This is a genomic window from Bacillota bacterium (assembly GCA_013177945.1).
Classification (GTDB): Bacteria; Bacillota; DSM-12270; order Thermacetogeniales; family Thermacetogeniaceae; genus Ch130.
Genome location: JABLXW010000011.1, coordinates 164300 through 187970 on the forward strand (window position 1 = coordinate 164300; position 23671 = coordinate 187970).

Below are 23671 nucleotides of genomic sequence, written 5' to 3' on the forward strand. Positions count from 1 at the left end.
GCAGCAGCCTGAACTTGAGGGAGATGCTCAACCAGGTGCTCAAGACCATCATCCATAAGAGCGGCGCCTACCGGGGCGTCGTCTGGTTGTGGAACAACGGAGCGCTGGAGTGTGCTGCCGCCGCGGGTTTCTCCGCGCGAGGGATGGATTATCCTGCGGCCGGCAATGCCCTCAAGCGCCGGTTGAGATTTCTTTTGCAATCAGGGCGGCCGCTGGTCAGGACGGAGGGGGATCGCGGCTTCAGGGAGCTCTGTGTGCCGTTTACAGGAAACGAGAAAAAAGTGCTGCTGGTTCCGGTCGGCAGGCTGGCGTTGGTTCAGCTGTTTTTCACCTGCGAGGACGCCCCCGGCGGAGAGCTGGCGGGAATTCTTTCCGGCATCGCCCCGAAGCTGAGCAACGCCATTCTGTCCTGCCTCAACTACGAAAAGCTGCTGGCTCTCGAAAGAGCCGAGCGATACCACTCGGAAATGAGATACCAGAACCTTGTAGACAACCTGGACGTGGGGATCTACATCAGCACCGTTGACGGGAAGTTCCTTGAGGTGAACCCCGCTTTCTTGAGAATATTCGGCTTCAGCGACCGGCAGGAGCTTTCCGGTTCTTTGTGGCCGTCCTTTTTTGTAAATCCAAAAGAAAGAGAGCGGTTCATGCATATTATCGCCGATAAAGGCTACGTCAAGAACCTGGAAGTCCTTTTGAAGCGCAGGGATGGCGCAAACTTCTGGGCTCAGGTAACGGCCGTCCGCAAATTTTTCCAGAGAGACAGGACTCACACCGTGATCGGGATTGTGGAAAACATCAATGAGCGCAAAAAAATTGAGGCGCAGCTCAAGTACCTGGCCACGCACGACCCTTTGACCAACATCCCCAACAGGTACGTCCTGGAGAAAGCCCTCAGGCGCGCGGCAGCCAGGGCAAAGCGAGGAAAGAAGGGCGCCCTGCTCCTTATCGACGTCGACAACTTCAAGCTGATCAATGACACCCTCGGGCACGCTGCAGGCGACGAACTCCTGATTGTTCTGGCGAAAATCTTAAAGGGCAACCTGCGCAGAGGCGACCTTATCGCCCGCCTGGGGGGAGATGAGTTTGCCGTACTGCTGGAGGGGGTGGCCTTTGAGGAGGTCCTGGTTGTGGCGGAAAAGCTGCGCCGGGCGGTAGACGAGGGCGAGCTGAGCCTTTATGGGGAGAGCGTCAATCTGAGCATCAGCATCGGGATCGTCATGATCGACGGGACGCTGGATTACCAGAAAATCCTTTCCCGCGCCGATACTGCTCTTTACGCGGCCAAGGAAGAGGGGCGAAACAGGGCGATCATCCTGCAGCCCGACGAGGATGTGGGGGAAAGGCTTTCTGAAGTCAACAGGCTGATTGCCCTCATCAAGAACGCTTTAAAAGAAGGGCGGTTTGCGCTGTTTTACCAGCCGGTGATCAGCCTGGGCGAGGGGAAAATCGTTCACTACGAAGCCCTTGTCCGCCTCCAGGGTGATGGGGGAGAACTGATCGATCCCCAAGTGTTCATCCCCGTTGCCGAGCGCTTCGGCCTGATGCCGCAGATCGACCGCTGGGTGGTGCAGGCATCCTTAACGGTTCTGCAGAAGCACCCCGACCTCAGTCTTTTTGTCAACATTTCCGGGGTGAGCCTGGGAGATGCCGCCCTGCTGGAGTTCATAGAAGAAATGCTCCGCAGGAGCGGCGTTGAGCCCTCCCGGATCGGTTTCGAGATCACCGAAACCGCTGCCGTGAGAGACCTGATGAGGGCCGACCGCTGGATCCGCAGGCTGAGCAGCCTGGGCTGCCGCTTTGCCCTCGACGACTTCGGGATCGGTTTTTCTTCCTTTTCTTACCTGCGCATCATCCCGGTCAACTACCTCAAGATAGATGGGTCTTTTATCCGCGACGTGGATAAAGAGCCTACCCACCGCGTCCTGGTCCAGGCCATCAACACCGTCGCCCATACCCTGGGAAAGAAGACCATCGCCGAGTTTGTGGAGAGCGAAGATGTCCTGAAAACACTGCGGGAGCTTGGAGTGGACTGCGGCCAGGGGTACTTCCTGGGCAGGCCTGCCCCTCTTCCCGCAGGAATGATTCTTCAGGAGACTGTTCATACAAAGCCGGAAAAAAGGGGATAATACTGACGCCCGGCAGGTAACGGAGGTTTGGAGGTGGAGCACCATTGCAGGAAAGCAGCTTCAACTGCTTTGCCGGCTTGCCCGGCTCTACGGCGTAGAGACCGCCTACTGCGACGCTGCAGGCCGCCTGCAAAGGGCGGGCCCGCACTCCCTCCTTGCCGCGCTCCGCGCCCTGGGGGCGCCTGTGGAGCGGATGGCCGATGTTCCCCAGGCGCTCCGGGAGCGCAGGGAGGAGCAGTGGCGGCGCTGCTGCGAGCCGGTGGTTGTGGCCTGGGACGGAGAGCCGGTCAGCCTCGAGCTGAGGCTCCCTGCAGGCCGGGCGGGCAGGCGCGCCGGCTGCTGCCTGAGGCTCGAGAGCGGCGAGGAGCGGCGCTGGAGCTGCGACCTGGCCTCCCTGCCCGTGCTCCGGGCGGCAGCGGTGGAGGGCAGGAGGTGGGTGGCCAGGCTGCTTTCCCTGCCCCCGGGGCTGCCCTGGGGGTACCACAGGTTCGCCCTGGAGCTTCCCGCCTGCTCGTGTGAGACGCTGGTGATCAGCGCCCCGCGCCAGGTGTATACCCTCCTCTCTGCAGGGGCAGGGAGGATCTGGGGGGCCTTTCTCCCCCTCTACGCCCTCACTTCGGAGCGGAGCTGGGGCGCCGGCAACTTTACGGATCTGGAAAACCTTTGCCGCTGGGTCCAGGCGCTGGGGGGCGGCATGGTCGGCACGCTTCCCCTGCTGGCCGCCTTTCTGGATGAACCTTTCGACCCGAGCCCCTACGCCCCGGTCAGCCGCCTTTTCTGGAACGAGTTCTACCTGGACGTCGCCCGGGTTCCGGAGCTTGAGGAGAGCCGGGAGGCGCGGGAGCTGCTGGGGTCTCCGGAGTTCCAGAGAGAGATCCGGGAACTGCGGGACGCTCCCCTTGTCGATTACCGGCGCGGGATGGCGGCCAGGCGCAGAGTGCTGGAGCACCTGGCGCGCTCTTTCTTTTCCGGGGGTTCTGCCGGGCGCAGGAGGGCCGAACTCCGGCGCTGGGCGGCGGAGCACCCTCATGCGGAGGACTACGCCCGCTTCCGGGCCGCCGGGGAGCAGCGGCGCACCTGCTGGCAGGACTGGCCCGAACGGATGCGGGAGGGGGGCCTCCGGGAGGGGGATTACGACCCGGACGCCGCCCGCTACCACCTGTATGTGCAGTGGCTCGCCCACGAGCAGCTCCAGGCCGCCGCGGAGCAGGCCCGGCGGCGCGGGGCGGGCCTTTACCTGGACTTCCCTGTAGGGGTTCACCGCGCCGGGTACGATGTCTGGCGCGAGCGCGCCGCCTTCGTCCTGGAGGCCAGCATCGGCGCCCCGCCGGATCCCTTTTTCGCAGGGGGGCAGGACTGGGGGCTTCCCCCTCTCCACCCGGAGGGGATCCGGGAGCAGGGCTACCGCTACTTTATAGCCTCCCTGCGTCATCACCTCCGGTATGCCGGTGCCTTGCGCCTCGACCACATCATGGGGCTGCACCGCCTCTTCTGGGTGCCCGGCGGCCTCCCGGCACGCGAGGGTGTTTACGTGCGCTACCGTGCCGGGGAGTTTTACGCCATTCTGGCTCTGGAGTCCCTGCGGCAAAAAGCCCTGATCGTGGGAGAGGACCTGGGCACCGTGCCCTGCCAGGTCCGGGCGGCCATGGCCCGGCACGGGGTCTACCGGATGTATGTGCTTCCCTTTGAGCTTGCCCGGAGCCCCGCGGGGGAGGCCCCCGGGGAAGTCCTGCGCCCTGTTCCTGCGGATGCCCTGGCGTGCCTGAACACCCACGATATGCCTCCCTTTGCCGCCTTCTGGCAGGAGAGAAAGGAAGGCGAGCGGCTTGCCCTGTCTGCCTTCCTGCAGCGCGCGGGCTGGCTGGAAGCCCCCCGGGCCGGCACCGGGGCCGCACTCAAAGCCTGCCTCGCCCATCTGGCCGCGAGCCGCGCCCCGATCCTTCTGGTCAACCTGGAAGACCTGTGGCTGGAAACGGCTCCCCAGAACGTCCCCGGCGCCGGGGATTACCCCAGCTGGCGGCGCAAGGCGCGCCTCTCTTTCGAGGAGTTCGCCCGCCTGCCCGGGGTGGCGGAGCTGCTCGGGGAAATCAGCGCTCTGAGGGCGGGCAGGTCCGGCAGGGGCTGAAGGCTCCGGCAGAGGCTGAAGGCCCTGCTGTGAAAAGAGGGTGTTTTCAAGGAGGTGGGAGCGGCATGGGCAGGGAAACTGGAGCGCGGGCAGGGATGCCGGGGCCTTTTTCGCGCTTGGAGAAGCCCGGGATCTTCTCCCGCGCCAGGAGCCTGGCGCTGGTGATCAGGTTTGCAGCCTGCGTTTTCCCGGAGGTGGACCGGGAGCTTGCGCGGTGGCGGAGGCTGCTGGAAGAGGCGGGCGACCCGGAGCTCCGACGCCAGGGCCTTGCCAGCATCGCGAAAAAGCGCTTCCACGCCCAGGGGGGAAGCGTCTACGCCCTTTACGGGGCCGCCGCCCGGAGGCTGATCCCCTTTTTCGTCGCCTTCCAGACCATCAGCGACTACCTGGACAACCTCTGCGACCGCGCCGGGTGCTTCGATGCCGCGGCCTTCCGGCAGCTCCACACTGCCTACACCGGCGCCCTCGACCCTGCGGGAGGGCCGGGGGACTACTACCGGCTTTACCCCCACCGGGACGACGGGGGGTACCTGGCGGCGCTGGTGGCGGAGTGCCGGGAGGCTTTGCGCCGCCTTCCTTCCTACGGTGCGGTGAGGGAGGAGGCCCTCCGCCTCGCCCGCCTCTACAGCGACCTCCAGACCTTCAAGCACACCTGCCTCGAGCGCCGGGAAGGGCTCCTCAGGGAGTGGTTCGCTGCTCATGCGGCTTCTTATCCTGATCTGGACTGGTGGGAGTTCGCGGCAGCCTCCGGGTCCACCCTGGGGATCTTCGCCCTCTGCGCCGCAGCAGCGCGTCCGGGCCTGACCGCTGCGGAAGCCCGCGCCATTGCCGCGGGCTACTTCCCCTGGATCTGCGGCCTCCACATCCTGCTCGACTATCTTATTGACCAGGCCGAGGACCGCGCCGGGGGGGACCTCAACTTCGTGTTCTACTACCCGGACGCCGCTGCCTGCAGGGAGCGCCTCGCCTTCTTCTTCCGGCGCGCCCTCGAGGAGGCCGCCCGCCTTCCGGATCCCCTCTTCCACCTCACCGTGGTCAGGGGGCTCCCCGCCTTTTACCTTTCCGATCCGAAGGTCGCGGCTCAGGAGCTGGACGAAGACGCCCGTTTTCTCCTGGAGCTGGGGGGAAAAGAGGCGCTCTGGATGCACCGCGCCTGCCGCTTCCTGCGGAGGCTCGGCAGGATCTGAGGGCCGGGCTCTCCTTGGGCCTGCCGGGCGGGGCTTGCTGCGCCTGCCCCTCACGACCCTCTGTTCAGGATCTCTTCTGCCAGGCCAAGCAGGGCGGCGCGGGCGGGCTGCGCCGGGAGGCGCGCCAGGCAGGACTTTGCCTTTTCTGCGAACTCGGCGGCTCTCTGGTAGGTGTAGGCGAGGGCGTGCGTCTCCCGGAGGGCCCGCCGGATCCGGGCAAGCGTGGCGGGGCCGCAGCTTCGCTTTGCGAGGACCTCCCGCACCTGCTCCCCGCGGCTCCCGTCCTGCAGGAGGTAGATCACGGGAAGGGTGAGGATCCCCTGGGCGAGGTCGGTGCCTGCCGGCTTGCCCAGGGCTTTTTCTTCCCGGACGAGGTCCAGCAGGTCGTCGATGATCTGGAAGGCGATTCCCAGGTTGCGGCCGAATTCGATCAGACAGCCTGCGGTTTCCGCCGGGGCGCCCCCTACCAGGGCCCCGGCGCCGCAGCAGGCTCCCAGCAGGGAGGCTGTTTTCTTTTCGATCCGGGAAATGTAGTCGTTTTCTGTAACTGCGGGGTCGAAAAGGGTGGTTGCCTGCTCGATTTCCCCCTCGCACATGGCACGCACGGCGTCTGCCATCAGGGTGAGCGCCTCCGGCCCCGCCTCCCGGGCGAGGAGGCCGAAGGCCGTGGCGAAGAGGAAGTCCCCCGCGAGGACGGCGGCATGGTTCCCCCAGAGCGAGTTGATGGTAGGCCGGCCGCGCCTTGTGCTGGCGCCGTCGAGGATGTCGTCGTGGATGAGAGAGGCGGTGTGAATGAGCTCCGCGGCGACCGCAACACTGAGGAGGGGCTCGCAGGCGCCGCCTCCGCTGCTCTCGCACCCGCTGCCTTCCCCTTCGCTGCAGGCGCTGCTGCACCGGCCGGAGAGGATCACCAGCAGGGGGCGGAGGCGCTTCCCGCCCGCCCGGATCAGGCGGCCGGTGCACTCCCCGAGCAGGCCCCTTTGAGAGGCCGCGATCTGGAGCAGCCTTGCCTCGACCTCCTGCAGGATGGGGCCCGCCAGCGGCGCCCGGGAGGAAGTGGAAAGAGGCACCATGGAACATCACTCGTTTCCGGTTTTTGGGCCGCTTGCTTCACCGGCTCCAGTTTTATGTTTGCCGGGTTCCCCTTTTCTTATCCCCTCTTGCTTCCCGCATTTTTCCGCATCTTTTTGCCTACCCCATAATCTTTTCCGGAACGTAGAGGCTTCTCCCCAGGTGGCGGTCGAAGCTGGTCCAGGGCGCCGCGCCCCGGTGGGATTTCACGAGCTGGGTGACCTGGTTGAGCCGGGCCGAGATCAGGTCGGCGTGGTGGAGGGCAACGGCCTCGACGGTGCGGGGCTCTTCAACCGCCCCCCACTCCCGCTGCCCGTGGTGGGACAGAATCAGGTGCTCGAGGTGGAGGGCAAGCTCGGCAGGGAAGGCCTCGCAGCGGGCAATCTGCTCCCGCACGAAGTCCCGCCCCAGGATTACGTGGCCGCCCAGCAGGCGCCCCGCCCCGGTGCGCTGGAAGGTGAGGTCCGACTGGTCGTACTCCCAGAGCTTTCCGATGTCGTGGAGCGCCGCTCCGGCCAGGAGCAGGTCGGCGTTGAGCACCTCCCCCTGCACCTCCAGGATCTTCCCGCAGTACTCCATCACCTCCAGGGTGTGCTCCAGGAGCCCCCCGCCGTAGGCGTGGTGGATCGTGCGGGCGGCGGTGGCGCGGGCGAAGGTACCGAGGAAGTCGGGGGTGAAGACCCGGTCGAGGAGCGCCCTCAGGGCGGGCTGCGCCACCTGCCGGAGGGCCTGCGAGAACCTGTTCAGCATCTGAGAGATGTTCTTGTCCGTGACGGGGCGGAAGTCGTTGAGGTCGAGGTGGGACTTGTCGGTCTTCAGGCAGGTGTCGATGCTGATCTGGAGCCCGTTGAACTCGGTGACGGTGCCCCGGACGATGGCGATGTCTCCGGGCGCGACCATTCGGTAAAGCTCCTCGGCAAGATTGGGGTCCCAGACGCGGGCCTCGATCACCCCGGTGCGGTCCCCCAGCAGGAGCTTGAGAAACTTCGCCCCGCTTTTCGTTTTCGCCAGGCTCATGTCGAAGATCGCGAAATAGGTGGCGACCTCCGCTCCCGGCCGCAAGCTCTTCACCCACTGGGTCTTCACGGCGCTCCTCCCCCATCGGTTTTCCCGCAAATCTTCCCCAAACCTAAGGTTTATTATACCAGAGTTCCCGCGCCCGCGGAAACAAAAAATCGGGTCTCCTCGCCAAAAAACCATACAGGGCCGCCCAAAAAACCCTTGCAAATTCCCGGGCTGCCTGCTATAATACATCTTGAATCAAGAAACCGAAATCGAGTTCAGGCCGAACAGGATTGGCCTGACAGCATGGGCGGAAGTAGCTCAACGGTAGAGCATCGGCTTCCCAAGCCGAGGGCTGCGGGTTCGATTCCCGTCTTCCGCTCCATTTTTTTATTATTTTTATCTTCACTGCCTGAATCTCCGGCTCAATTTGCGGGGCTGCGGCCTCCTTGATGCCCGCATTGCCGGGCGGGGCCGCTTTTCAGCCCTTTATCAGGGGAACTGCAGGAAGGCGAACGAACCCGAAAATTTCAAAGTGGGAGTCGAAGGCAGCCGCCTCCTTAATCCCCCAGGCGCTCCATAAATGCAAAGCTCGTACAGTCGGTGAAGCTGAAATCCTGGTCGGGTACTTGAGGAAAATCTCCCACGCCCTTTCCTCGTCTTGCGGAGCAAGGCGCGCGCATTGCGTCCCCTCTTGGCTGTCCCTCCTGCTCCATCTCGCCAGGGATCCTGACCTGGAGAAGAGAGTCCTTTGGATGCAGCAGCGCGTATCTTGCAGCCCGGCGCAAGGAGAAATGTGGTATAATTTAATCAACCTGATGCCGAAAAGGAGGTGCTGCTTCTTGGGCGCAAACATTCCCCCCGCAGGCGAGATCTTCGTCACCTACGAGCAGTACGCCCAGATGCCCGATGACGGCCGGCGTTACGAGATCCTGGAGGGAGTGCTGGAGATGACGCCTTCACCCACCACGAGGCACCAGAGAGTCTCGGGAAACCTGTATTTTATTTTGCGAAGCTATGTTGCGGAGCACGATCTGGGGGAGGTGTTCGACGCCCCGCTCGATGTGGTCCTGAGCAGCACGTGCGTCCTCCAGCCCGACCTGGTTTTTGTTTCAAAGGAGAGGGAGCAGGTGATCACCGAAAAAAACATCGCCGGCGCCCCCGACCTGGTTGTCGAAATTGTCTCCCCCGCCACGGCCAGCCTGGACCGGGTAACGAAGGCCCAGCTTTACGCCCGCCACGGCGTCCCCTATTACTGGGTGGTCGACCCGGACCAGAAAACTCTTGAGGAGTTTCGCCTCGAACGCGGGATCTACTTTCTCGTGCGCGCCTGGGAAGGGGACGCGAAATTCGCCCCGAAACTCTTCCCCGGCCTGGAGATCGGACTTTCGGATATCTTCACCGCCTAATTTCACCCTGCGGCTTTATCGCGGCTGGCAGGCGCCGCAGCTTGCTCAATATAATCGGTGAGTCACTGCGCCCTTTTCAGGTAGACCTCGAGCGTTTGCGTCCGCCCCCGCCAGGCGGTGTCGGTGACGGTGTACTCCGCGCCCCCGATCTTCACCCGCGCCCCGATCAGGTCGTAGGCCGCCCCGCCGCAGGCGAAGCGGGCGGGGTCGAGGATGACGACCTCGTCGAACTCCCTCCAGCGCCCGCCGGCGTAGATCCTGTCCTCATCCTCCACCCCGTCCTGCAGGACCGCACCGCCGAGGTAGAAGACGTACTCCGCGGGCTGGCCGGAGCCGGTAGCCTCCTCCGTCTCCAGGACCACCATCTCGCGCGCTGCGTCGAAGTCGATCTCCTCGATGTCGTAGATCTTCCCGTCGACCCGGCACTTGATGCTCGAGTCAACCTCGTACTGGCGCCCCCCGATCCGGACCACGTTGCGCTTCACCACGAGGACGCTCTCCAGCGGATAGGAGGCACCGTCTTTGAGGATCCTGATGCTCCCGGCAGGGCGGCACCTGCCGTCGACCACGGCCCAGGCCTCGACCTCGCTCTCGGTGCAGTAGAAGATGAGCTTCCCTTTGTAGACGGCGGCCTTTGTGATCTCGTACCAGGCGCCGTCCGCGAAGAGCGTCGCCCCGGCGGCCGGATGTGCCTTTTCCTCCACGACGAAGCTGCCGGAGGCGTCCAGCGCCACCTCAGAGAGGCTGTAGATTTCCCCGTCGACGAGGAACTCGAGCCTTTTCACCCCGCCGAGGTCGAGGGGGCGCGGCCCCACGAAGACTGCGGTGATGTCCGAAAGGTCCGGCTTCTCGACGACCACCGGGTCCGTCTCCTCCAGCGAGATTTCCGTGTCGCGCTCTTTGAAGACGAACCCCTTTACCCTGTAGAAGCGGTCTGCAACGGCAATCGTGATTTTGTCTTCTGCCAGGTCGTATTCTTTCCCGTCGATCTCTACGGTGCGCTCCCCGGTCAGCTCGGCGTCGGAGAGGTAGTTGATGCCGTAGCGGTCCCCGATGTAGAGCTTCACGTAGTCGGCGCCGTACCTGTACCCGCCTACGGCGACCTTGTAGACTTTCCTGGCGCCCGTGGCGACGACCAGGCTGCTGCCGCTTATGCTGAGCTTCTCAACGGTATAGCGGGCGTTGCCGATTACCACGTCCGGGTTGCCTGCGGCGCTGTTCAGGACGAAGCGGTAGGTGCCGTTGACGATGATCGAGGCGCCGGCCGTCTCGATCCTGCTCACCCCGACCTCGCTCAGGCCGCTTTTGAAGACGACCGGGGTCGTCCTGATGTCGAAGCTCTTTCCGCCCACAACCACGGAGGTGATGCCGCCCGCGGCCCCCGGCAGGGGAGCGGGTGACGCGCCCTGCTTCTCGCCCTGCTTCTCCAGGAAGCGCACGAGGATGGCGCAGGCCTGGGCGCGGGTGAGGTGGGCGAAGGGCTTGAACTCTCCGTCGCTGTAGCCGGTGAGGAGGCCCTCGTTGCAGGCGGTCTTGATGTAGCCCCGGTACATGCTCCGAGCCAGCTTGTCCTGGTCCTTGAAGGGGAGGGGCGTGCTGTCAGGGGCCTTCCCGAGCGCCCTGACGACCATCGCAGCCGTCTCGCTCCGCATGATGGGGCCGTCCGGCGCAAGGCCCCCCGGGTACTCGCCGGGAATGAGGATGCCGCGCTTCACGGCCTCATTGATCTGGGCGAGCGCCCAGTGCGTCGTCCTGACGTCGGCGAACCAGGTCTTCGTCCGGTCCGCAGGGCTTGCCCCCAGGCACGAGATGAGGAGGGTTATGAACTCCGCCCGCGAGACCTGCCGCTCCGGCCGGAAGGTCCGGTCGGGGTAGCCTTTGATGTAGCCCAGGGCGGCGAGCTTTTCGATGTCCGCGCGCGCCCAGTGCTGCCCGATATCGGTGAAAGCCGGTGAAGCGGCCCCGGCGGCGCCCGGGACGGCCGCCCACACAGAAAAGACTGCCACCAGCAGGAACGCTATGCATGCTCCCGCCTTCTTCACTTCAGCACATCCCCCTTCGCATCTGCTTTTCCGGAAGAGCTTTCCGGGAGAGCTTCCCGGGGCCTGCGGTTCCGGCCCCCGCTCACCATTGACTTCTCCGCGCCGGCCCGGTTTCCCTGCCGCGCCCGAAAAAATTTCCAGCGCCAGTCACCCGCCGGCACCCGTGGTGCAGAAAGGCCAGGAGCAGGCAGCCTTTGCTTCCCGTGAAAATTACTTTCTGTGAAAATTACTCTGGCGCCGGAGGTGACGTTCTCCCTGAGGCGCTTGAAGGAGGGCAGGATCGTGATAATATTCTAGATACAGATATAAAAGTACACAATAAGCAGGCAGAAACAGGAAGCATTATAAACGTTGGGAGTGAGCGGGTTGTGGGCTTGACCAAAAAGGTGATGGTTCTCTTCGATCCGGAGCAGTACGAGCGGGTGCGGGAGGAGGCGCGGCAGAAGGGGATTACGGTTGGGGCCTTAATCAGGCAGGCCGTGGCAAGGGAGCTTGCAAGACGCGAGCTGCCGGGCCGAAAGGGAAGGCTTGAGGCCGCCCGGCGGCTGGTCGGCGCCCAGGAAGAGGTTCTGGAGTGGGACGAGCTGGAGCGTCTCCTGGAGCGGGGGCACCTCAGTTGAAGCGAGAGGCGTGGCTTGTTGACACCAGCGTAATCACGTACGCCCGCGGTAAAGACCACCCTTACAAGGCGGCCTGCGCCCGCATCTTGCTTGAGATTGCCGGGGGTTTCTTTGCGCGCGAACACGGTGTTCCTGTGGTGGATACCGAGGTGTTTCAGGAGATCCTCTACCGCTACGGGATGGAGCAAAAGTGGGAAACAGCGGTAGCGGTCTGTCAGGACCTGTTGGCTATCGGGCTCAGGGTCCTGGCTGTAGGCAGGCCGGAGGTTGAAACGATGATCGACCTCGCGGAGAAGTACGGCAGAAGAGGGGTTCGCCCCAGGGACCTGGTGCATGCTGCCGTGATGGTGAGAAACGGGATCAGAAGGATCATTACTGCTGACACCCATTTTGATCTCATCGAGGAGGTGGAGCGCATCGACCCCCTGTCCTTCCCGGCTAAGGGAATGGAAATTTAATAAGGAGGCGGCCTGGTGAAGTTTAAGCTTGAGAACGAGGGCTGCTATTTAAGGCTTTCCCATTCCTGTAAGCTGATCTTACGGGTAATTATCTTTTCCACCTCATCGAGCATCATCTTTAATTGAGGCACTGAGTACTCCGGGTTCGAAGGAATGGCCAACCTGTGTTCGCCATAAACCATAAACTGGTGGCGCGTGCCGGAATAGGGTCCTTTAAAACCTAATTTGCGGAGGCGGCTGATAAAATCGCGGCGTTTACAGGGCGCCCAGCGAGTCATGGCGCGGCTCCTGGTTGAGGTCAATGTTGCCGATCACCGGCAGGGGGTGTTTGAGTTTAAGCCCCAAAAGGATCCACTCTTCAAGGGTCGAACGCAGTTCCCTCTCGCATTCCCGCAGCGTATTCCCAAAGGCAACCACGCCGGGGCAGGGCGGGATGCGCCCGGCGAAGGTGCCATCCTCCAACTTATCGTAAACGGCCTGCGCCATGCCTTGCTCGATATATTCGGTAAGGATGAAAAAAGCCACCTAAAGCACCTCCTTTGGTTGTTGCCAAATTTCATTATACCATACCACGAAAAATTATCTTTCAGCCGCTTCTTTCAGTTCTCCTCACGGGACCGCTTGCTTTACGATTGTGGAAAGCGAGCGCAGGAGAAAATCCCCTGCCTCGAGAATTTCCAGAAGAACCGGCTCTCCGTCTGCCGCGAAGTGGACGATTAACTGCCCTGTTGACTTTCGAGCCGTAAAGTTCGGCGCGCCTGGGTGCGCGGAAAGCGCCCGGGTTGAACCGTCCGAGCGGGGGCATAGGCGAGGCAGGCTTTTATCTCACCGGGTTCACGGCCGGGATAACCGGCCGGAATTTCTTGGGGCGTCACTTCTCTGCGCGAACGTCCCGGCTGACATCTAATACCTCCAGCCCTTCCTCCGCCGCCAGGCGCAGCAGCTTTTGGTCGGCGCAGACAAACACCGGCGGCTCGGCCATTGATGCGGCAGTGGCCAGCTGGACGGCATCTAGCGGGGTAATATACCTTTGCGAAGCTATGGCGAGGCTCTTTACGATAATGGTGCCGGTAAGTCTGACCACTTCAAGGTTCTCTTCGGCAATATCTTTTAAAAACGTGGCTCGCAGCGTATCAAACTCTTCCGGAGCAACAATCTTATCCACGTCAACGAGGCGGCGCAGGTTGCTGACAGCTTCGAGGAGCGTGATTTCAGAAATGAAACGTGCGGCTTGCCGGCTAAATAGCGCCTCAACCGCGGCGGACCCTTCCTCCCGGCGGTAGCGCTTAAAGAGGGCGCTGGTGTCGAGAAAATAAGCTTTCGGAAAATAAGCTTTCATTGCACCCGCTTACCCTTCTTCGCGCAGCCGGCGCACCCTTTCGTGCATCGCGGCGGGCACCCGGGACATTATCCGGCGGGCTTTATCCAGGTCGGCTTCCCGGGCGTTTTGCCGGCAATATTCCAGAAGCACTTCGCTGTCGTTCTCTTCTCTTACGGGCCTTAGCACCAGCTCGGTGCCGCGGATGCGGACCTCGAGATAGCTTCCTGCCCGCAGGCGAAGTTTCTCCCTTATCTGTTTGGGCAGCGTCAGCTGGCCTTTTGAGGTCATTTTAATCCTGTGCATAACCGATGCTCCTTACTTTCTTATTTTCTTACATTATTACGCGGATTGCTTTTTAGTCAAGATTTGAGTTAACCAGATCGCGTTGATGAGGAAGCCGCGGCGGGGGAGCTTGCAAGAAGCGAGGATTGTGGAAAACGAGCGCAGGAAAAAATCCCCTGCCTCGAGGATTTCCAGAAAAAAGGTAAATTATTCGCCTCCTGAAGAGCATTGCCTGCATTCCTATCCCATGGAATGAGAGTCGGGCGGAGGCGGTGGCAGCAGGTCCCTCAGGAAAGCCCTCATGTAAGCATCGGGGTCAACGCCCTCCCAGACCTGGCGGTGCAGGCCGAAAAGCCGCTCGGCGTAGCTTTTAGGTTTGGGAGTGACAACCACGACGTTCCCCGTTTTTCTGAGCAGTACTTCGTCTCCCCCGGAGAGCCCCAGTTCCTTTCTTACACGGGCAGGCAGAACCATCTGGCCGCGCGCGCCCAGTTTCACTGTTTCCACATCTGCATCATACATAACAGGTTTTCCTCCAACATTTATTTAAGTTTTCATACATTTTAGCATGGAATGCAGAATAAAGGCAAGATGTTGAACCGTCCGAGCGGGGGCTGGGAAACGGCGGGCAGGTATTGGGAAGGCTTGATCACTTCCTGCCTTTTGCCCTGAAGACAGCCAGGTATTCGCCAGGCGTGAAAACGGGGATTTCTGTCCGGCCGGAGAAGTGTTTTTTGTTCCAGGTAACGATGGCGCGCGCCTTGTAGGTTTCTGCTTCTTTTAAAAAGACGGCATCACCCAGGGTCATCTTTTTGGTTAAGTAGAATCCCAGATCCAGCAGGTATTCCCCAATTTTCACCCCTTCATCCCCGGCGGGATCGAGGACCTCCACGGGATAAACCTCGCCAAACGAGTAAAGCCACTTTTCGAGCTCCTCTTGGGAGAGATTAAAGGAGGCCACACCGCAGATCTCCAAAAGGGTAATGAGGGGGACGCCCGCCTTTGCTTTGGCGTTCTTTAGAGAGGCGAAAAACATCCTGTTTTCTTCATAGTGAACGTCACGCGGAAAGAAGCGGTCAATGATGAAGATGTTGCTATCGAGAAAGACCATAACGATCCCCTTTTGCCGTTCTTTCCATTTCTTGCCATGAGGCAAAACCTCGGACTTTTTGTGAGATCTCATCGTTTAAATGGCGCAGTTCCTCTGGTGCCATCGCAAGGAGTGCAGGGTACCTTTGCGCAATATTTGCCCGGAGCTTTTGGTAAATCGAGTCATGCTGCCGTTCATCCAGATCCCTTTCCTGGAACGGTTTGATCGTGGCTACAGGCTGGCCGTGGCGGGTAACGATGATGATCTTCCCTTTTTCTGCGGCACGCAGAATCTGGCTGGTCTTGTTTTTTAGATCCCGGGTGTTAACGAAATTGATTTCTCCCATAACTGTCGCCTCCGTTGCCATAATTGTAGCTATCTTTTTCTTGCCGGTCAACAACCTGATCCTCGCGCCGCGCAAGAAGTATGATTTTATCTTTCTAGGAATTGTTCAATTAAGTCTTCGCTCAGCCTGAAACCAGACTTCTGCAGTTTTCGCAGCGACGGGGCAAGCTTTTCTTCGGGCAACAATTTCTTTTCCGCTGCTCTTGCAAGGACTCCAACCGTGCCGGTTATGCGGAGACCAAGTTTCTTTGCCATCTTTCGCCCCTTTTGTTCATCTATAAGCAACAAGCTGGCTTTTAGTTCTTTAGCCAAGAGCAGGCATTCCGATTCTCCAGGTCCGAACATTTCCTCCAGAATTTGAACAGTAGCATTGTCCTGAACCTCTTTCACTATAATCCAACCTGCCTGGATAGCTGTTTTTACTTCTTTGCGCCCCGGATTTTTTCTTGTTGCCTCCACAAAAACAGCTTTGGGGATGTATAACCTGCCCCAAAGCTGTTTCGGAAGTTCTATAAGCCCGAGGCGAGACAGTGCAATTAAGGGAGAAGTATCGCTAACAACGGTCGTTTCCAAGGGCATCTATCTCCCTTAGCGTGCGCAGGTCCTCTTCTAAGTCTTCGACTCCGTAATTTATGCCAAGGCCATACTCAGCAAGGAGCTCCATAAAGTCCGCGTAGGACAGGCCAGCTATTTCCGCAGCTTTCCCTAAACTTACCCTGCCTTCTCCATATAAAGTAACGGCGAACCTTACTAAAAGCTCCCTTGATAGGTCTTTTTCCTTAAAACCGAGAAATGTTACCACCTCATCAGGTATATTTACGGCTACTTGCTTCATCTTCGCCACCCCCACAAATACCCACTGCAAATGTTCAACTCAGCTGGCGCGTTCAGCAGGAATGAAACAGCCGGTTATTTTAGGCGGCATTTTTCTCCTCCGGAAATACAGCGTTGCACTACATCGGTTATATAATAGCATACATAATGAATCTTAACAAACGTTTTCATTAGGGCCGCCAAAAACCCTCACCAGGGCGGCCTTGGGCCTGCCGCGCGATACCAGAATAATCCTTTCTCTGCCGTAAACAACGGCGATTGACAAGGGAGGAGAAAGTCCTCTTGGCTTCTGCAATATTGACCTTCAAGATCATCCCCTCCTGTTATGATCCTCGAGACCATTATACCCACAAAGGTCCTGCTCCATCAAGCTCCTCTCGACTTCGTCAAACTCACATTCTTCCGGGCAGGAGCCTTCTCTGATGCCGCGGGGCGGCAGCTCAACGGTTGAACATCTGGGCTGCTGGCTGGGGGTTGCAGGTTTGCGTCCTGCGCGCTGATTGAGGAAGCCGAGGAGCCGGTTGCGACAGAAACACCGGTTATAGCGCCTTTAGAAGTAGAGGTAAATTATTCGCCTCCTGAAGAGCATTGCCTGCATTCCTATCCCATGGAATGAGAGTCGGGCGGAGGCGGTGGCAGCAGGTCCCTCAGGAAAGCCCTCATGTAAGCATCGGGGTCAACGCCCTCCCAGACCTGGCGGTGCAGGCCGAAAAGCCGCTCGGCGTAGCTTTTAGGTTTGGGAGTGACAACCACGACGTTCCCCGTTTTTCTGAGCAGTACTTCGTCTCCCCCGGAGAGCCCCAGTTCCTTTCTTACCCGGTATCGGCAAGGATTTCTCCCGGTGCGGCGGCCGTTATATCATCGTACCGGGTAAAATCCGCGGTGTTGTACGTGCATATTACATGGATGCCCAGGGATTTCATCTGGGCTGCAAGCCAGGCGTCGAAAACGTTTCCACCGCGAATGCCAGGGTGACGGGACAGTATTTCGTGAAGTCGCTCCAGGGCGTCGGAAGGCGCTTCCAAAGCGGGGAAAACGGAACGGAGTATATTGACTTCCTCCAACGCTGTTTCCGGGGCCAGGGGGTGTTCGACACGGTTCCCGGTCACCACAGCGTAGAACTCCAGCAGGACCTGGGGGACGAGAACTGCGGGGAAATCCCCGCGGCGCGCGGCTTCCACAAAGGCCCGGCTCTCCTCGTGTTGGGGCGCGGCGGTGTTAACAGCGTAGACCAGGACGTTGGTGTCGATCAGGATCACGGTTTTTCGAGCCTTTCCCCGTAAAGTTCGGCGCGCCTGGGGGCACGGAAAGCGCCCAGGTTGAACCGTCCGAGCGGGGGCTGGGAAACGGCGGGAAGGTACCGCTCGAGGGCTTCGATGACGAGCTCGCTTTTGCTCTTGCCGGTGCGGGCGGCGGTCCTGCTCAGAACGTCGAGCAAATCCTTCTTGCTTTCCGGAACGTAGATGTTCAGCTGCATTCGAAAACACCTCCGCATAATATCCCTATATATAGAGTATAGCTGTAGAGCCGGGGAGTCAACGGCTTTTTCCGGATTCCTTTATTCACCCCCATAACGGGATTTCAAGAAATTGCAAGTTAGCCGCTCGCCGTCATACTGCCGTTCTAAGTGTGTTTTAGGATAATACTCGCGCTCCCTTATGGTCATTTCCCGCACCGTTACCGGCATAAACATCTTCTTTAGGGGCGGCTCGGAAAGTACGATTCAAAAGTTTCCCGGATTGATACGTTCTTGCTGGTAGCGGGTAGTATGTGGTATAATTCAGAAAAACAGAATTGCTGTAAGGTGGCAAATAGGAATGGATGATCAAGTTGTTATTCAGCAAATTCAGAAACGAATGCTTATCAGTATAGGCCAGGTGGCCAGGAAGCTGGGGATCAAGGAGGGCGACTACGTGCGCGTGGAAATCGGGGAGGACGGCGCCAGCCTGCGCATTGTCCCCATCGCGTGGCACCCTAAGGAGCAGGAATATTTCTGGAGCGAAGAGTGGCAGAGCAGGGTGAAAAGGAGCCTTAAGGACCTGGAGGAAGGACGGGTTGGCGCGCATGAAACGGTGGAGGGCTTGATAGAGGAACTGGAAAATGCCACGAATCGTAAGAACCGATAGTTTCCTGGAGCAGTTCTACGAACTGGACAGGAAAGCCCAGAAACAGGTCTTAAAAACGCTGCGCTTACTGGGTAACAACCCCAAACATCCTTCCCTTCAGGTGCACAGAATAAGAGGGACTCCTTTCTGGGAGGCGTATGCAAGCAAAAGCATCCGGGTCGTATTTCAGCGGGAGGAGGATACCCTTATCCTGCTGGCCTGTGGGCACCACGACATTCTAAAGAAGTATTAGGTACCCCGAACCTCAGCGCTGCGACTCGAGGTACCGTTTAACCCCCCGTCTTTTTTTCAAAGTTTTCCTATCTCGTCGTCCTCCAGGCAGGCCAGTTCCTGCCCCTACTCCACCTTACTCCCTTCGTCGACAAAGGGCTTGGCAATCCTATCTTTTTTCGCCGCCTTGCGTTCTTAATCGAGCTTTACCCAGGCCGTAAATACCAAATAAGGATATTTTTTGTTTTTTCGCGCTGCATACTATGATTTATTTTATAATGAAGCTGCAGGGGTAACCCATCTGTGCCGGAAATAAAGAGAAAGGACAAGAAGTGATGTCGATGCGCAGGGCTTTTAAATTGCTCTTTATATTGGGCATTGCTGTTTTGCTTGCCGCTGCGGGGCTTCGGCAGCTGGGAATAGATAAAGCGCCTGACTGGGGGCGTTCACCCGATCACATCGTTCTCAGCTGGACGGCCGAACCTGCTACAACAGTTACGATCACCTGGCGTACAAATTCTGAAGTATCAAAAAGCGTGGTCCAGTACGCCCCCCGGCTGAATGGCAGCCTCTTCCCCACATCTTTTAGCCTTGCCAGGGGAAAAGTCGCTAAACTGAAAACCAATTTAGGTAATTTCAACATCCACACCGCCACGCTCACGAATTTGAGGCCTGGCGTCACCTACCTGTACCGTGTAGGCGACGGGGTCAGGTGGAGCAGGATTTGCTCCTTCACAACCGAAAGCAGGAACGCCAGCCGGTTCTCAGCAGTTGTCTTCGGCGACTCCCAGTGCAGGCTGAAAAACTACAGGGTATGGCGGGAAACCCTGCAGGCAGCGGTGAAGCGGGAGAACCCTCGCTTTATTATAAGTACCGGGGATCTGGTGGATGACGGGAGCGACCAGAGACAGTGGGATGCCTGGTTCGCCGCCGGGCAGGGTGTGCTGGAAGGACTCCCGGAAATGGCTGCTGTCGGCAATCATGAACTTTCGCATAGCGGCGGAGACGGAATGCCGCAGTCCTTCCTGGCCCAGTTCAGCTTGCCGGAAAACGGGCCGCCCGGGTTAAAGGAATTGGCCTATTCGTTTGATTACGGTGACGCTCATTTTGTGATCCTGGACAGCCGGTTCGGCAGCAATTCGCCTCTCCTCAAACTCCAGCGGGACTGGCTGAAGGGGGATCTGGAGCGGACAAGAAAAAAGTGGAAGATCGTCGTCTTCCACAGGCCGCCCTACTACGCTAAGGCAAACCGCTCTAATGACGATGTAAGGGAGGCGTTCTGCCAGATTATCGAGGAAAACCGCACGGATCTTGTCATCAACGGCCATGACCACGCGGTGATGCGGACATATCCCATTGCGGGCGGCAGGATTGCCGCCCGGGCGGAGGGAACCGTTTACCTGATTGCCGGGCGCAGCGGTGAGAAAACATATTCCGATTTAACTCGAAAACGGTGGGCGCAATACTTTTACAATCCTCTGGATCAACCCACCTACACTGTGTTGAAGTTCACAGGCGGAACCCTTCAGGTAATCTGCAAAAAGGTGGACGGGACAATCCTCGATGCCTGTACGCTTGAAAAGTAGGGTTGACCGGCGGCCTGAAGACGCCGTACTCTCCTTCGCCTCCACCTCGCCGGCAGCAAACTCGGTGGAGAAGGCAAAGCTGCTGGAGCAGTAGGAGTCAAGGGAGGAGAGACCTCTAGTATTGTACCCCGAACGCGGGTGATGCCTTGACTCTAACACAGGAGGGAAAAGATGAAGCTGTTTTATTATCCAGAAACCGATTCCCTTTATATTGAGCTTTCAGAAAAAGTAAGCGTCGATTCCAGGGAGGCCGCCCCAGGAGTAGTTCTCGACTTTGACTCCAAGGGTTGCCTGGTTGGTATTAACATCGATCAAGTCAGCAGGATTACAGAGATCTCGCGCGTCGTGGTTTCATCGCTGCCAGCGGTTGAGTTTGTCAGCGGCAGCTGAGCTTCGTTCCTCCGCGAAACATCCCCGGCACTGGAAGAAATTTCAGTGCCGGTTCCTTTTTATCGGTGGCTTTTTCATTAGCGGCTTTTTTGGCGGCAGGCCAGTGTGAAACTGACTTCCTCAAGGTTAGGTCTCAAGGGGATGGAAATTTATTCTCAAATACGGCCGGCCTTCCGGTTGCCGGCCAGGTGCGGTGCAGGCTATAATGAGAGACAGAAAAAACCTTTCGCCGGCATCCTGACCCCGGAAGAGGCCGATTCGATGGAGCGCGCCATCGAGGAAGGCTGTGAACGGGTGTCACCTTAAACCGGCGCACTTAAAGAATACAACGGAATTGCAAGGGGTGAAAAGAACAATGGGTGTAAAACGCTTGACAGCTGCTGTGGTTAGAGAAGGCAAGTGGTATGTTGCCCGCTGTCTGGAGGTTGAGGTCACGTCGCAGGGAGAAACGTTAGAGGATGCTTTGGCCAATCTAAAGGAAGCGTTAGAACTTTACTTTGAGGACGCCGAGGAGCCGGTTGCGACAGAAACACCGATTATAGCGCCTTTAGAAGTAGAGGTTGCTTTATGAGCCAATTACCAGTTCTCCCCGGAAAAGAGATTATTCGCCTCCTGAAGAGCATACCTCCGCTCTATTTTACGCCAGGCTGGATTGACGGTAAAAGAACTGAGGGATTTATTGAAATAGGGCGGGTTCGCATCCACGATATTCTCAGGCATTCCCAAATACGGCCGGCCTTCCGGTTGCCGGCCGGGTGCGGCGCAGGCTATAATGAGAGACAGAAAAAACCTTTCGCCGGCATCCTGACCCCGGAAGAGGCCGATTCGATGGAGCGCGCCATCGAGGAAGGCTGTGAACGGGTGTCACCTTAAACCGGCGCACTTAAAGAATACAACGGAATTGCAGAGGGGAACATTAGAAAGATGTAGAAGGACAGACATTTAGTGAGGAAATTACGGAAGGAGTGAGGTTTTATGAACCCTCTTCTGAAGAGAATTACCGTTGATCCGAATATCTGCTTCGGCAAGCCCTGTATCCGCGGCACAAGGATCTGGGTTTCTCTGATACTGGATTTTTTAGCCAGCGGGATGACCATTGAAGAAATATTGGAGGAGTATCCAGACCTTCAGCGGGAAGACATTTACGCTGCGATCGCTTACGGAGCAGAGATGTCCCGGGAGCGGTACGTGGATATCGCCACGGAGGCTACCGGATGAGGTTTAAGCTTGATGAGAACCTCGGACGACGAGTTCAGCAGCTTTTTCGGGAAGCCGGCCACGACGCGGAAACTGTTCCGGATGAGCAACTGCGGGGCTGTTCGGACCAGACCCTTTACGAAATATGCCGGGCTGAAAACCGCTGCCTGGTCACCTTAGATTTGGATTTCAGCAATGTGCTCCGTTTCCCCCCGGAAAAGACGGGCGGCATCGTAATAGTCCGCCTGCCTAAAAGCCCTAATTTAGCGCTTATAGAAAAATTAGTCAGGCAGTTCTTGCGGGCGACAGAAAAGCTACCGGTTGGCAGACAACCGCTCTCCACATCATACGTCTGCGCTGGCTTGACAGCCACTCCGGTCAATTATAAAATACGATTCGGTAGCAGAAAAAACTTAAAAGCGTTAGCTTTAAGAGCAGATTCTCTCGGATAGAAAAAGAAAGGAGGCACCGCGATGTTTAATGTAGCTGAAATCAAGGCCGCCATAGAAAAGCTTCCGGAGAGCGACTTTGTCCAGTTGAGGAAGTGGTTTTGGGAAAAAGACTGGCAGAAATGGGATCGACAAATTGAAGTGGACTCAGATGCCGGAAAGTTGGATTTCCTGATTGAAGAAGCATTCGATGAAAAGAGTAAGGGACAACTCAAGGAGTTTTAAATGCATCGGACTACAACCCGTTTCTGGAAGTGCTTTGCAAACCTGCCAGAACCTGTTCAAGACGTAGCGAAAAAGAGCTTTGAACTCCTTAAAACTAACCCTTCGCATCCGTCCCTTCATTTCAAGAAAGCCGGCAAGTTTTGGTCAGTTCGAATCGGGCTTAATTGCAGAGCGCTTGCGGTAAAGGACGGCGAAGATTTTATCTGGGTTTGGAGGAACGCATGACGAATATGAGAGAATGCTAAAAGGAAATTGAACGTTGCCTCAGAAAATCCCCCGCTTCGCCGCCCGCTTTTCCTTCCCGCTCCTTTGTTCCCCAACGTTGAACTTTCAACGCCGAACACATCTTGCCTCACTTGTGTAGATTCAAATTCGAGAACCGTCCCTGGTTTCCCCCCTAACGCAACTATAATACCACAAAAAAATTTTTCTTCCCGGGCGGAACTTTTTCCGGCGCTCAACGGTTCGAAGTCAGGCTATGGGGATAGACCTTTGGGGTCCGTTCGGCGTTCGACGTTCGGGGAAGCCGGAGGAGCGCGGGGATTTAGAAGATGTTTTCGAGGCGGCGCCGGCTGCCCGGTTGCCGGCCGGGTGCGGCGCAGGCTATTCCTGACATAGAGTTCAGGGTCAACACCCTCCCAGACCTGCCGGTGCAGGCCCGGCAGGCGGTCGGCGAAGCTCCTGGGCCTGGGAGGGATGCTAATCCCTTCTAGCTTTGTGCCTCAAGGTACCGTTTAACCGCCATTCTGACAAAGGTAGAGCGGTCCATTCCCAGCCGACGCGCTTCCCTGCTGATGGCCAGCATGTCTCCGGCGTCAAAGCGTACTGTCAGGACAAGGCGTTTCGGCTTGTATTCCACCGCCTCCACCTCGCCGGCAGCAAACTCGGTGGTATCATGGGTATCCCAGAACTCCGCCATTTCTTCGATGCTTTTGAACTCGGGCACCTCTTTTCTTGTCATCACTATCTACCTCCTAACCAGCAGTGGGGTTTCTAAAAAAGTTCCAATTAGCTACCCGGCATTATGCCGCCGCCCTAAATGTGTTTCAGGTAATAATCGCGCTCCTTTGCGGTCATTTCCCGCACCGTTACCGGCATAAACATGTTCTTTAGGGGCGGCTCAGAGAGCACAATCCCTGGGATTAATAAATATCTCCCTTCTGCCGTCCGCCCGTAGACCAGATAGGCCGGTGATCGCCCGAGCGATTTGGTTCTTACCCATAAAGGTGGGAAGTCGGTATTTTCCAAAACTTCGTGCACTTCAACCGGCGAAGCCCGCTTCGCAAAATGCTTTGCACGATCAGCAGGAATGTAACAGCCGGTTATTTTAGGCGGCATTTGTTCCCCTCTGGAAATACAGCGTTACACTACATCAGTTATATAATAGCATACATAATGAATCTTAACAAACATGAATCTTAACAAGCGTTTTCATCAGGGCCGCCAAAAATCCTTCCGGGCGTGGATTTTCCGCCGCCTGTAAAAAGCCTGCAAAAAAATTTTTCCATGGGCGGGAACCTTTCCCGCCTTTCTTGTGTCTAAATATAATGAACGCAGGAGGAAGGCCCGTCCA

At 58.4% G+C, this 23671-nt stretch carries 33 protein-coding genes, 1 tRNA gene and 2 pseudogenes; 19 read left to right on the forward strand and 17 right to left on the reverse strand.

Going from position 1 to position 23671, the window contains the following annotated elements:
• Window positions 1–23 precede the first annotated feature (23 nt).
• The 3 genes from HPY58_07495 to HPY58_07505 all read left to right on the forward strand — a co-directional run bounded on the left by HPY58_07495 (window position 24) and on the right by HPY58_07505 (window position 5441).
• On the forward strand, window positions 24–2129 hold the full coding sequence (locus tag HPY58_07495) for an EAL domain-containing protein (protein NPV29487.1): 2106 nt from the start codon (window positions 24–26) through the stop codon (window positions 2127–2129).
• Window positions 2130–2172: 43 nt separating this feature from the next.
• Complete coding sequence (malQ, locus tag HPY58_07500) at window positions 2173–4254, forward strand: 4-alpha-glucanotransferase (protein NPV29488.1); 2082 nt, start codon at window positions 2173–2175, stop codon at window positions 4252–4254.
• Window positions 4255–4349: 95 nt separating this feature from the next.
• Window positions 4350–5441, forward strand: a complete 1092-nt coding sequence (locus tag HPY58_07505) for a tetraprenyl-beta-curcumene synthase family protein (protein ID NPV29489.1) — start codon at window positions 4350–4352, stop codon at window positions 5439–5441.
• A 50-nt stretch (window positions 5442–5491) separates the two neighbouring features.
• Here HPY58_07505 and HPY58_07510 read toward each other — a convergent pair whose 3' ends face one another.
• Together HPY58_07510 and HPY58_07515 are read right to left on the reverse strand one after the other, a co-directional pair.
• On the reverse strand, window positions 5492–6514 hold the full coding sequence (locus tag HPY58_07510) for a polyprenyl synthetase family protein (protein NPV29490.1): 1023 nt from the start codon (window positions 6512–6514) through the stop codon (window positions 5492–5494).
• A gap of 118 nt (window positions 6515–6632) precedes the next feature.
• Complete coding sequence (locus HPY58_07515) at window positions 6633–7598, reverse strand: HD domain-containing protein (GenBank protein ID NPV29491.1); 966 nt, start codon at window positions 7596–7598, stop codon at window positions 6633–6635.
• Window positions 7599–7824: 226 nt separating this feature from the next.
• On the opposite strand from HPY58_07515, the gene HPY58_07520 reads away from it, so the two are divergent.
• Both HPY58_07520 and HPY58_07525 read left to right on the forward strand, forming a co-directional pair.
• Window positions 7825–7899: transfer RNA gene (locus HPY58_07520), tRNA-Gly, on the forward strand.
• A gap of 457 nt (window positions 7900–8356) precedes the next feature.
• The gene (locus tag HPY58_07525) at window positions 8357–8923 is read left to right on the forward strand and encodes a Uma2 family endonuclease (protein NPV29492.1); all 567 of its coding nucleotides are present in this window, start codon (window positions 8357–8359) and stop codon (window positions 8921–8923) included.
• A 62-nt stretch (window positions 8924–8985) separates the two neighbouring features.
• Here HPY58_07525 and HPY58_07530 read toward each other — a convergent pair whose 3' ends face one another.
• A complete protein-coding gene (locus HPY58_07530; GenBank protein NPV29493.1) occupies window positions 8986–10965 on the reverse strand; it encodes an S-layer homology domain-containing protein in 1980 nt (659 codons plus the stop codon).
• Window positions 10962–11126 (reverse strand): hypothetical protein, encoded by a 165-nt coding sequence (locus HPY58_07535; GenBank protein ID NPV29494.1) that lies wholly within the window; start codon window positions 11124–11126, stop codon window positions 10962–10964. Before HPY58_07535 ends, HPY58_07530 begins: the two co-directional genes overlap by 4 nt.
• Before the next feature lie 42 nt (window positions 11127–11168).
• Here HPY58_07535 and HPY58_07540 point away from each other — a divergent pair, with 42 nt between their 5' ends.
• Window positions 11169–11585: a ribbon-helix-helix protein, CopG family gene (locus HPY58_07540; protein NPV29495.1), complete on the forward strand. Its 417-nt coding sequence runs from the start codon at window positions 11169–11171 to the stop codon at window positions 11583–11585.
• Window positions 11582–12043 carry a type II toxin-antitoxin system VapC family toxin gene (locus HPY58_07545; protein ID NPV29496.1) on the forward strand — a complete coding sequence of 154 codons (462 nt, stop codon included), beginning with the start codon at window positions 11582–11584 and terminating at the stop codon, window positions 12041–12043. Before HPY58_07540 ends, HPY58_07545 begins: the two co-directional genes overlap by 4 nt.
• Before the next feature lie 255 nt (window positions 12044–12298).
• Here HPY58_07545 and HPY58_07550 read toward each other — a convergent pair whose 3' ends face one another.
• From HPY58_07550 to HPY58_07600, 11 genes and pseudogenes are all read right to left on the reverse strand, one after another.
• Window positions 12299–12556, reverse strand: a complete 258-nt coding sequence (locus HPY58_07550) for a type II toxin-antitoxin system HicB family antitoxin (GenBank protein NPV29497.1) — start codon at window positions 12554–12556, stop codon at window positions 12299–12301.
• Between the two features lie 358 nt (window positions 12557–12914).
• Complete coding sequence (locus tag HPY58_07555; protein NPV29498.1) at window positions 12915–13382, reverse strand: type II toxin-antitoxin system VapC family toxin; 468 nt, start codon at window positions 13380–13382, stop codon at window positions 12915–12917.
• 9 nt (window positions 13383–13391) lie between these two features.
• Window positions 13392–13667: an AbrB/MazE/SpoVT family DNA-binding domain-containing protein gene (locus tag HPY58_07560; protein ID NPV29499.1), complete on the reverse strand. Its 276-nt coding sequence runs from the start codon at window positions 13665–13667 to the stop codon at window positions 13392–13394.
• A gap of 219 nt (window positions 13668–13886) precedes the next feature.
• Window positions 13887–14168, reverse strand: coding sequence for an AbrB/MazE/SpoVT family DNA-binding domain-containing protein (locus HPY58_07565; GenBank protein NPV29500.1), 282 nt, complete (start codon window positions 14166–14168; stop codon window positions 13887–13889).
• Between the two features lie 127 nt (window positions 14169–14295).
• The gene (locus HPY58_07570) at window positions 14296–14757 is read right to left on the reverse strand and encodes a type II toxin-antitoxin system VapC family toxin (protein NPV29501.1); all 462 of its coding nucleotides are present in this window, start codon (window positions 14755–14757) and stop codon (window positions 14296–14298) included.
• Entirely contained in the window at window positions 14741–15157 is a 417-nt protein-coding gene (locus HPY58_07575; GenBank protein NPV29502.1) for a type II toxin-antitoxin system prevent-host-death family antitoxin, read from the reverse strand. The genes HPY58_07570 and HPY58_07575 overlap by 17 nt, the downstream gene beginning before the upstream one ends.
• 11 nt (window positions 15158–15168) lie before the next feature.
• On the reverse strand, window positions 15169–15654 hold the full coding sequence (locus HPY58_07580; protein NPV29503.1) for a DUF3368 domain-containing protein: 486 nt from the start codon (window positions 15652–15654) through the stop codon (window positions 15169–15171).
• The gene (locus HPY58_07585) at window positions 15635–15916 is read right to left on the reverse strand and encodes a UPF0175 family protein (GenBank protein ID NPV29504.1); all 282 of its coding nucleotides are present in this window, start codon (window positions 15914–15916) and stop codon (window positions 15635–15637) included. Before HPY58_07585 ends, HPY58_07580 begins: the two co-directional genes overlap by 20 nt.
• A gap of 662 nt (window positions 15917–16578) precedes the next feature.
• Window positions 16579–16731: pseudogene (locus HPY58_07590) on the reverse strand (AbrB/MazE/SpoVT family DNA-binding domain-containing protein).
• Window positions 16728–17174 (reverse strand): type II toxin-antitoxin system VapC family toxin, encoded by a 447-nt coding sequence (locus tag HPY58_07595; protein ID NPV29505.1) that lies wholly within the window; start codon window positions 17172–17174, stop codon window positions 16728–16730. Before HPY58_07595 ends, HPY58_07590 begins: the two are co-directional and overlap by 4 nt.
• Window positions 17171–17392: a ribbon-helix-helix protein, CopG family gene (locus HPY58_07600; protein NPV29506.1), complete on the reverse strand. Its 222-nt coding sequence runs from the start codon at window positions 17390–17392 to the stop codon at window positions 17171–17173. Before HPY58_07600 ends, HPY58_07595 begins: the two co-directional genes overlap by 4 nt.
• A 340-nt stretch (window positions 17393–17732) precedes the next feature.
• Between HPY58_07600 and HPY58_07605 the strand changes: the two genes are divergently transcribed.
• The 12 genes and pseudogenes from HPY58_07605 (at window position 17733) to HPY58_07660 (ending at window position 22811) form a co-directional block, all read left to right on the forward strand.
• Window positions 17733–18041 carry an AbrB/MazE/SpoVT family DNA-binding domain-containing protein gene (locus HPY58_07605; GenBank protein NPV29507.1) on the forward strand — a complete coding sequence of 103 codons (309 nt, stop codon included), beginning with the start codon at window positions 17733–17735 and terminating at the stop codon, window positions 18039–18041.
• Window positions 18016–18273, forward strand: coding sequence for a DNA helicase (locus tag HPY58_07610; GenBank protein ID NPV29508.1), 258 nt, complete (start codon window positions 18016–18018; stop codon window positions 18271–18273). The genes HPY58_07605 and HPY58_07610 overlap by 26 nt, the downstream gene beginning before the upstream one ends.
• Window positions 18274–18592: 319 nt before the next feature.
• On the forward strand, window positions 18593–19837 hold the full coding sequence (locus HPY58_07615; GenBank protein ID NPV29509.1) for a metallophosphoesterase family protein: 1245 nt from the start codon (window positions 18593–18595) through the stop codon (window positions 19835–19837).
• 171 nt (window positions 19838–20008) lie between these two features.
• Window positions 20009–20227, forward strand: coding sequence for a DUF2283 domain-containing protein (locus HPY58_07620; protein NPV29510.1), 219 nt, complete (start codon window positions 20009–20011; stop codon window positions 20225–20227).
• Window positions 20228–20332: 105 nt separating this feature from the next.
• On the forward strand, window positions 20333–20533 hold the full coding sequence (locus tag HPY58_07625) for a hypothetical protein (protein ID NPV29511.1): 201 nt from the start codon (window positions 20333–20335) through the stop codon (window positions 20531–20533).
• 49 nt (window positions 20534–20582) lie between these two features.
• Complete coding sequence (locus HPY58_07630; GenBank protein ID NPV29512.1) at window positions 20583–20798, forward strand: type II toxin-antitoxin system HicB family antitoxin; 216 nt, start codon at window positions 20583–20585, stop codon at window positions 20796–20798.
• Window positions 20795–21100 (forward strand): hypothetical protein, encoded by a 306-nt coding sequence (locus HPY58_07635; protein NPV29513.1) that lies wholly within the window; start codon window positions 20795–20797, stop codon window positions 21098–21100. Before HPY58_07630 ends, HPY58_07635 begins: the two co-directional genes overlap by 4 nt.
• A gap of 102 nt (window positions 21101–21202) precedes the next feature.
• Complete coding sequence (locus HPY58_07640; protein ID NPV29514.1) at window positions 21203–21445, forward strand: DUF433 domain-containing protein; 243 nt, start codon at window positions 21203–21205, stop codon at window positions 21443–21445.
• A complete protein-coding gene (locus HPY58_07645) occupies window positions 21442–21876 on the forward strand; it encodes a DUF5615 family PIN-like protein (GenBank protein ID NPV29515.1) in 435 nt (144 codons plus the stop codon). Before HPY58_07640 ends, HPY58_07645 begins: the two co-directional genes overlap by 4 nt.
• A 21-nt stretch (window positions 21877–21897) precedes the next feature.
• Window positions 21898–22098: a hypothetical protein gene (locus HPY58_07650; GenBank protein NPV29516.1), complete on the forward strand. Its 201-nt coding sequence runs from the start codon at window positions 21898–21900 to the stop codon at window positions 22096–22098.
• Window positions 22099–22354 (forward strand): annotated as a pseudogene (locus HPY58_07655) (hypothetical protein).
• Between the two features lie 295 nt (window positions 22355–22649).
• A complete protein-coding gene (locus tag HPY58_07660; protein NPV29517.1) occupies window positions 22650–22811 on the forward strand; it encodes a hypothetical protein in 162 nt (53 codons plus the stop codon).
• Here the strand turns inward: HPY58_07660 and HPY58_07665 are convergent.
• Entirely contained in the window at window positions 22808–23059 is a 252-nt protein-coding gene (locus tag HPY58_07665; protein ID NPV29518.1) for a hypothetical protein, read from the reverse strand. The genes HPY58_07660 and HPY58_07665 overlap by 4 nt on opposite strands.
• 74 nt (window positions 23060–23133) lie before the next feature.
• Window positions 23134–23358, reverse strand: a complete 225-nt coding sequence (locus HPY58_07670) for a hypothetical protein (protein ID NPV29519.1) — start codon at window positions 23356–23358, stop codon at window positions 23134–23136.
• Window positions 23359–23671: the final 313 nt, after the last annotated feature.

Coding starts and splice junctions, on each gene's coding strand:
- HPY58_07615 (NPV29509.1), top strand. CDS start 18,593: ATGCGCAGGGCTTTTAAATTGCTCTTTATATTGGGCATTGCTGTTTTG.
- HPY58_07635 (NPV29513.1), top strand. CDS start 20,795: ATGAGCCAATTACCAGTTCTCCCCGGAAAAGAGATTATTCGCCTCCTG.
- HPY58_07570 (NPV29501.1), bottom strand. CDS start 14,757: ATGGTCTTTCTCGATAGCAACATCTTCATCATTGACCGCTTCTTTCCG.
- HPY58_07620 (NPV29510.1), top strand. CDS start 20,009: ATGAAGCTGTTTTATTATCCAGAAACCGATTCCCTTTATATTGAGCTT.
- HPY58_07505 (NPV29489.1), top strand. CDS start 4,350: ATGCCGGGGCCTTTTTCGCGCTTGGAGAAGCCCGGGATCTTCTCCCGC.
- HPY58_07605 (NPV29507.1), top strand. CDS start 17,733: ATGGATGATCAAGTTGTTATTCAGCAAATTCAGAAACGAATGCTTATC.
- HPY58_07650 (NPV29516.1), top strand. CDS start 21,898: ATGTTTAATGTAGCTGAAATCAAGGCCGCCATAGAAAAGCTTCCGGAG.
- HPY58_07640 (NPV29514.1), top strand. CDS start 21,203: ATGAACCCTCTTCTGAAGAGAATTACCGTTGATCCGAATATCTGCTTC.
- HPY58_07555 (NPV29498.1), bottom strand. CDS start 13,382: ATGAAAGCTTATTTTCCGAAAGCTTATTTTCTCGACACCAGCGCCCTC.
- HPY58_07495 (NPV29487.1), top strand. CDS start 24: ATGCTCAACCAGGTGCTCAAGACCATCATCCATAAGAGCGGCGCCTAC.
- HPY58_07565 (NPV29500.1), bottom strand. CDS start 14,168: ATGTATGATGCAGATGTGGAAACAGTGAAACTGGGCGCGCGCGGCCAG.
- HPY58_07660 (NPV29517.1), top strand. CDS start 22,650: ATGTTTTCGAGGCGGCGCCGGCTGCCCGGTTGCCGGCCGGGTGCGGCG.
- HPY58_07645 (NPV29515.1), top strand. CDS start 21,442: ATGAGGTTTAAGCTTGATGAGAACCTCGGACGACGAGTTCAGCAGCTT.
- HPY58_07610 (NPV29508.1), top strand. CDS start 18,016: ATGCCACGAATCGTAAGAACCGATAGTTTCCTGGAGCAGTTCTACGAA.
- HPY58_07585 (NPV29504.1), bottom strand. CDS start 15,916: ATGAAGCAAGTAGCCGTAAATATACCTGATGAGGTGGTAACATTTCTC.
- HPY58_07630 (NPV29512.1), top strand. CDS start 20,583: ATGGGTGTAAAACGCTTGACAGCTGCTGTGGTTAGAGAAGGCAAGTGG.
- HPY58_07560 (NPV29499.1), bottom strand. CDS start 13,667: ATGCACAGGATTAAAATGACCTCAAAAGGCCAGCTGACGCTGCCCAAA.
- HPY58_07665 (NPV29518.1), bottom strand. CDS start 23,059: ATGACAAGAAAAGAGGTGCCCGAGTTCAAAAGCATCGAAGAAATGGCG.
- HPY58_07600 (NPV29506.1), bottom strand. CDS start 17,392: ATGCAGCTGAACATCTACGTTCCGGAAAGCAAGAAGGATTTGCTCGAC.
- HPY58_07510 (NPV29490.1), bottom strand. CDS start 6,514: ATGGTGCCTCTTTCCACTTCCTCCCGGGCGCCGCTGGCGGGCCCCATC.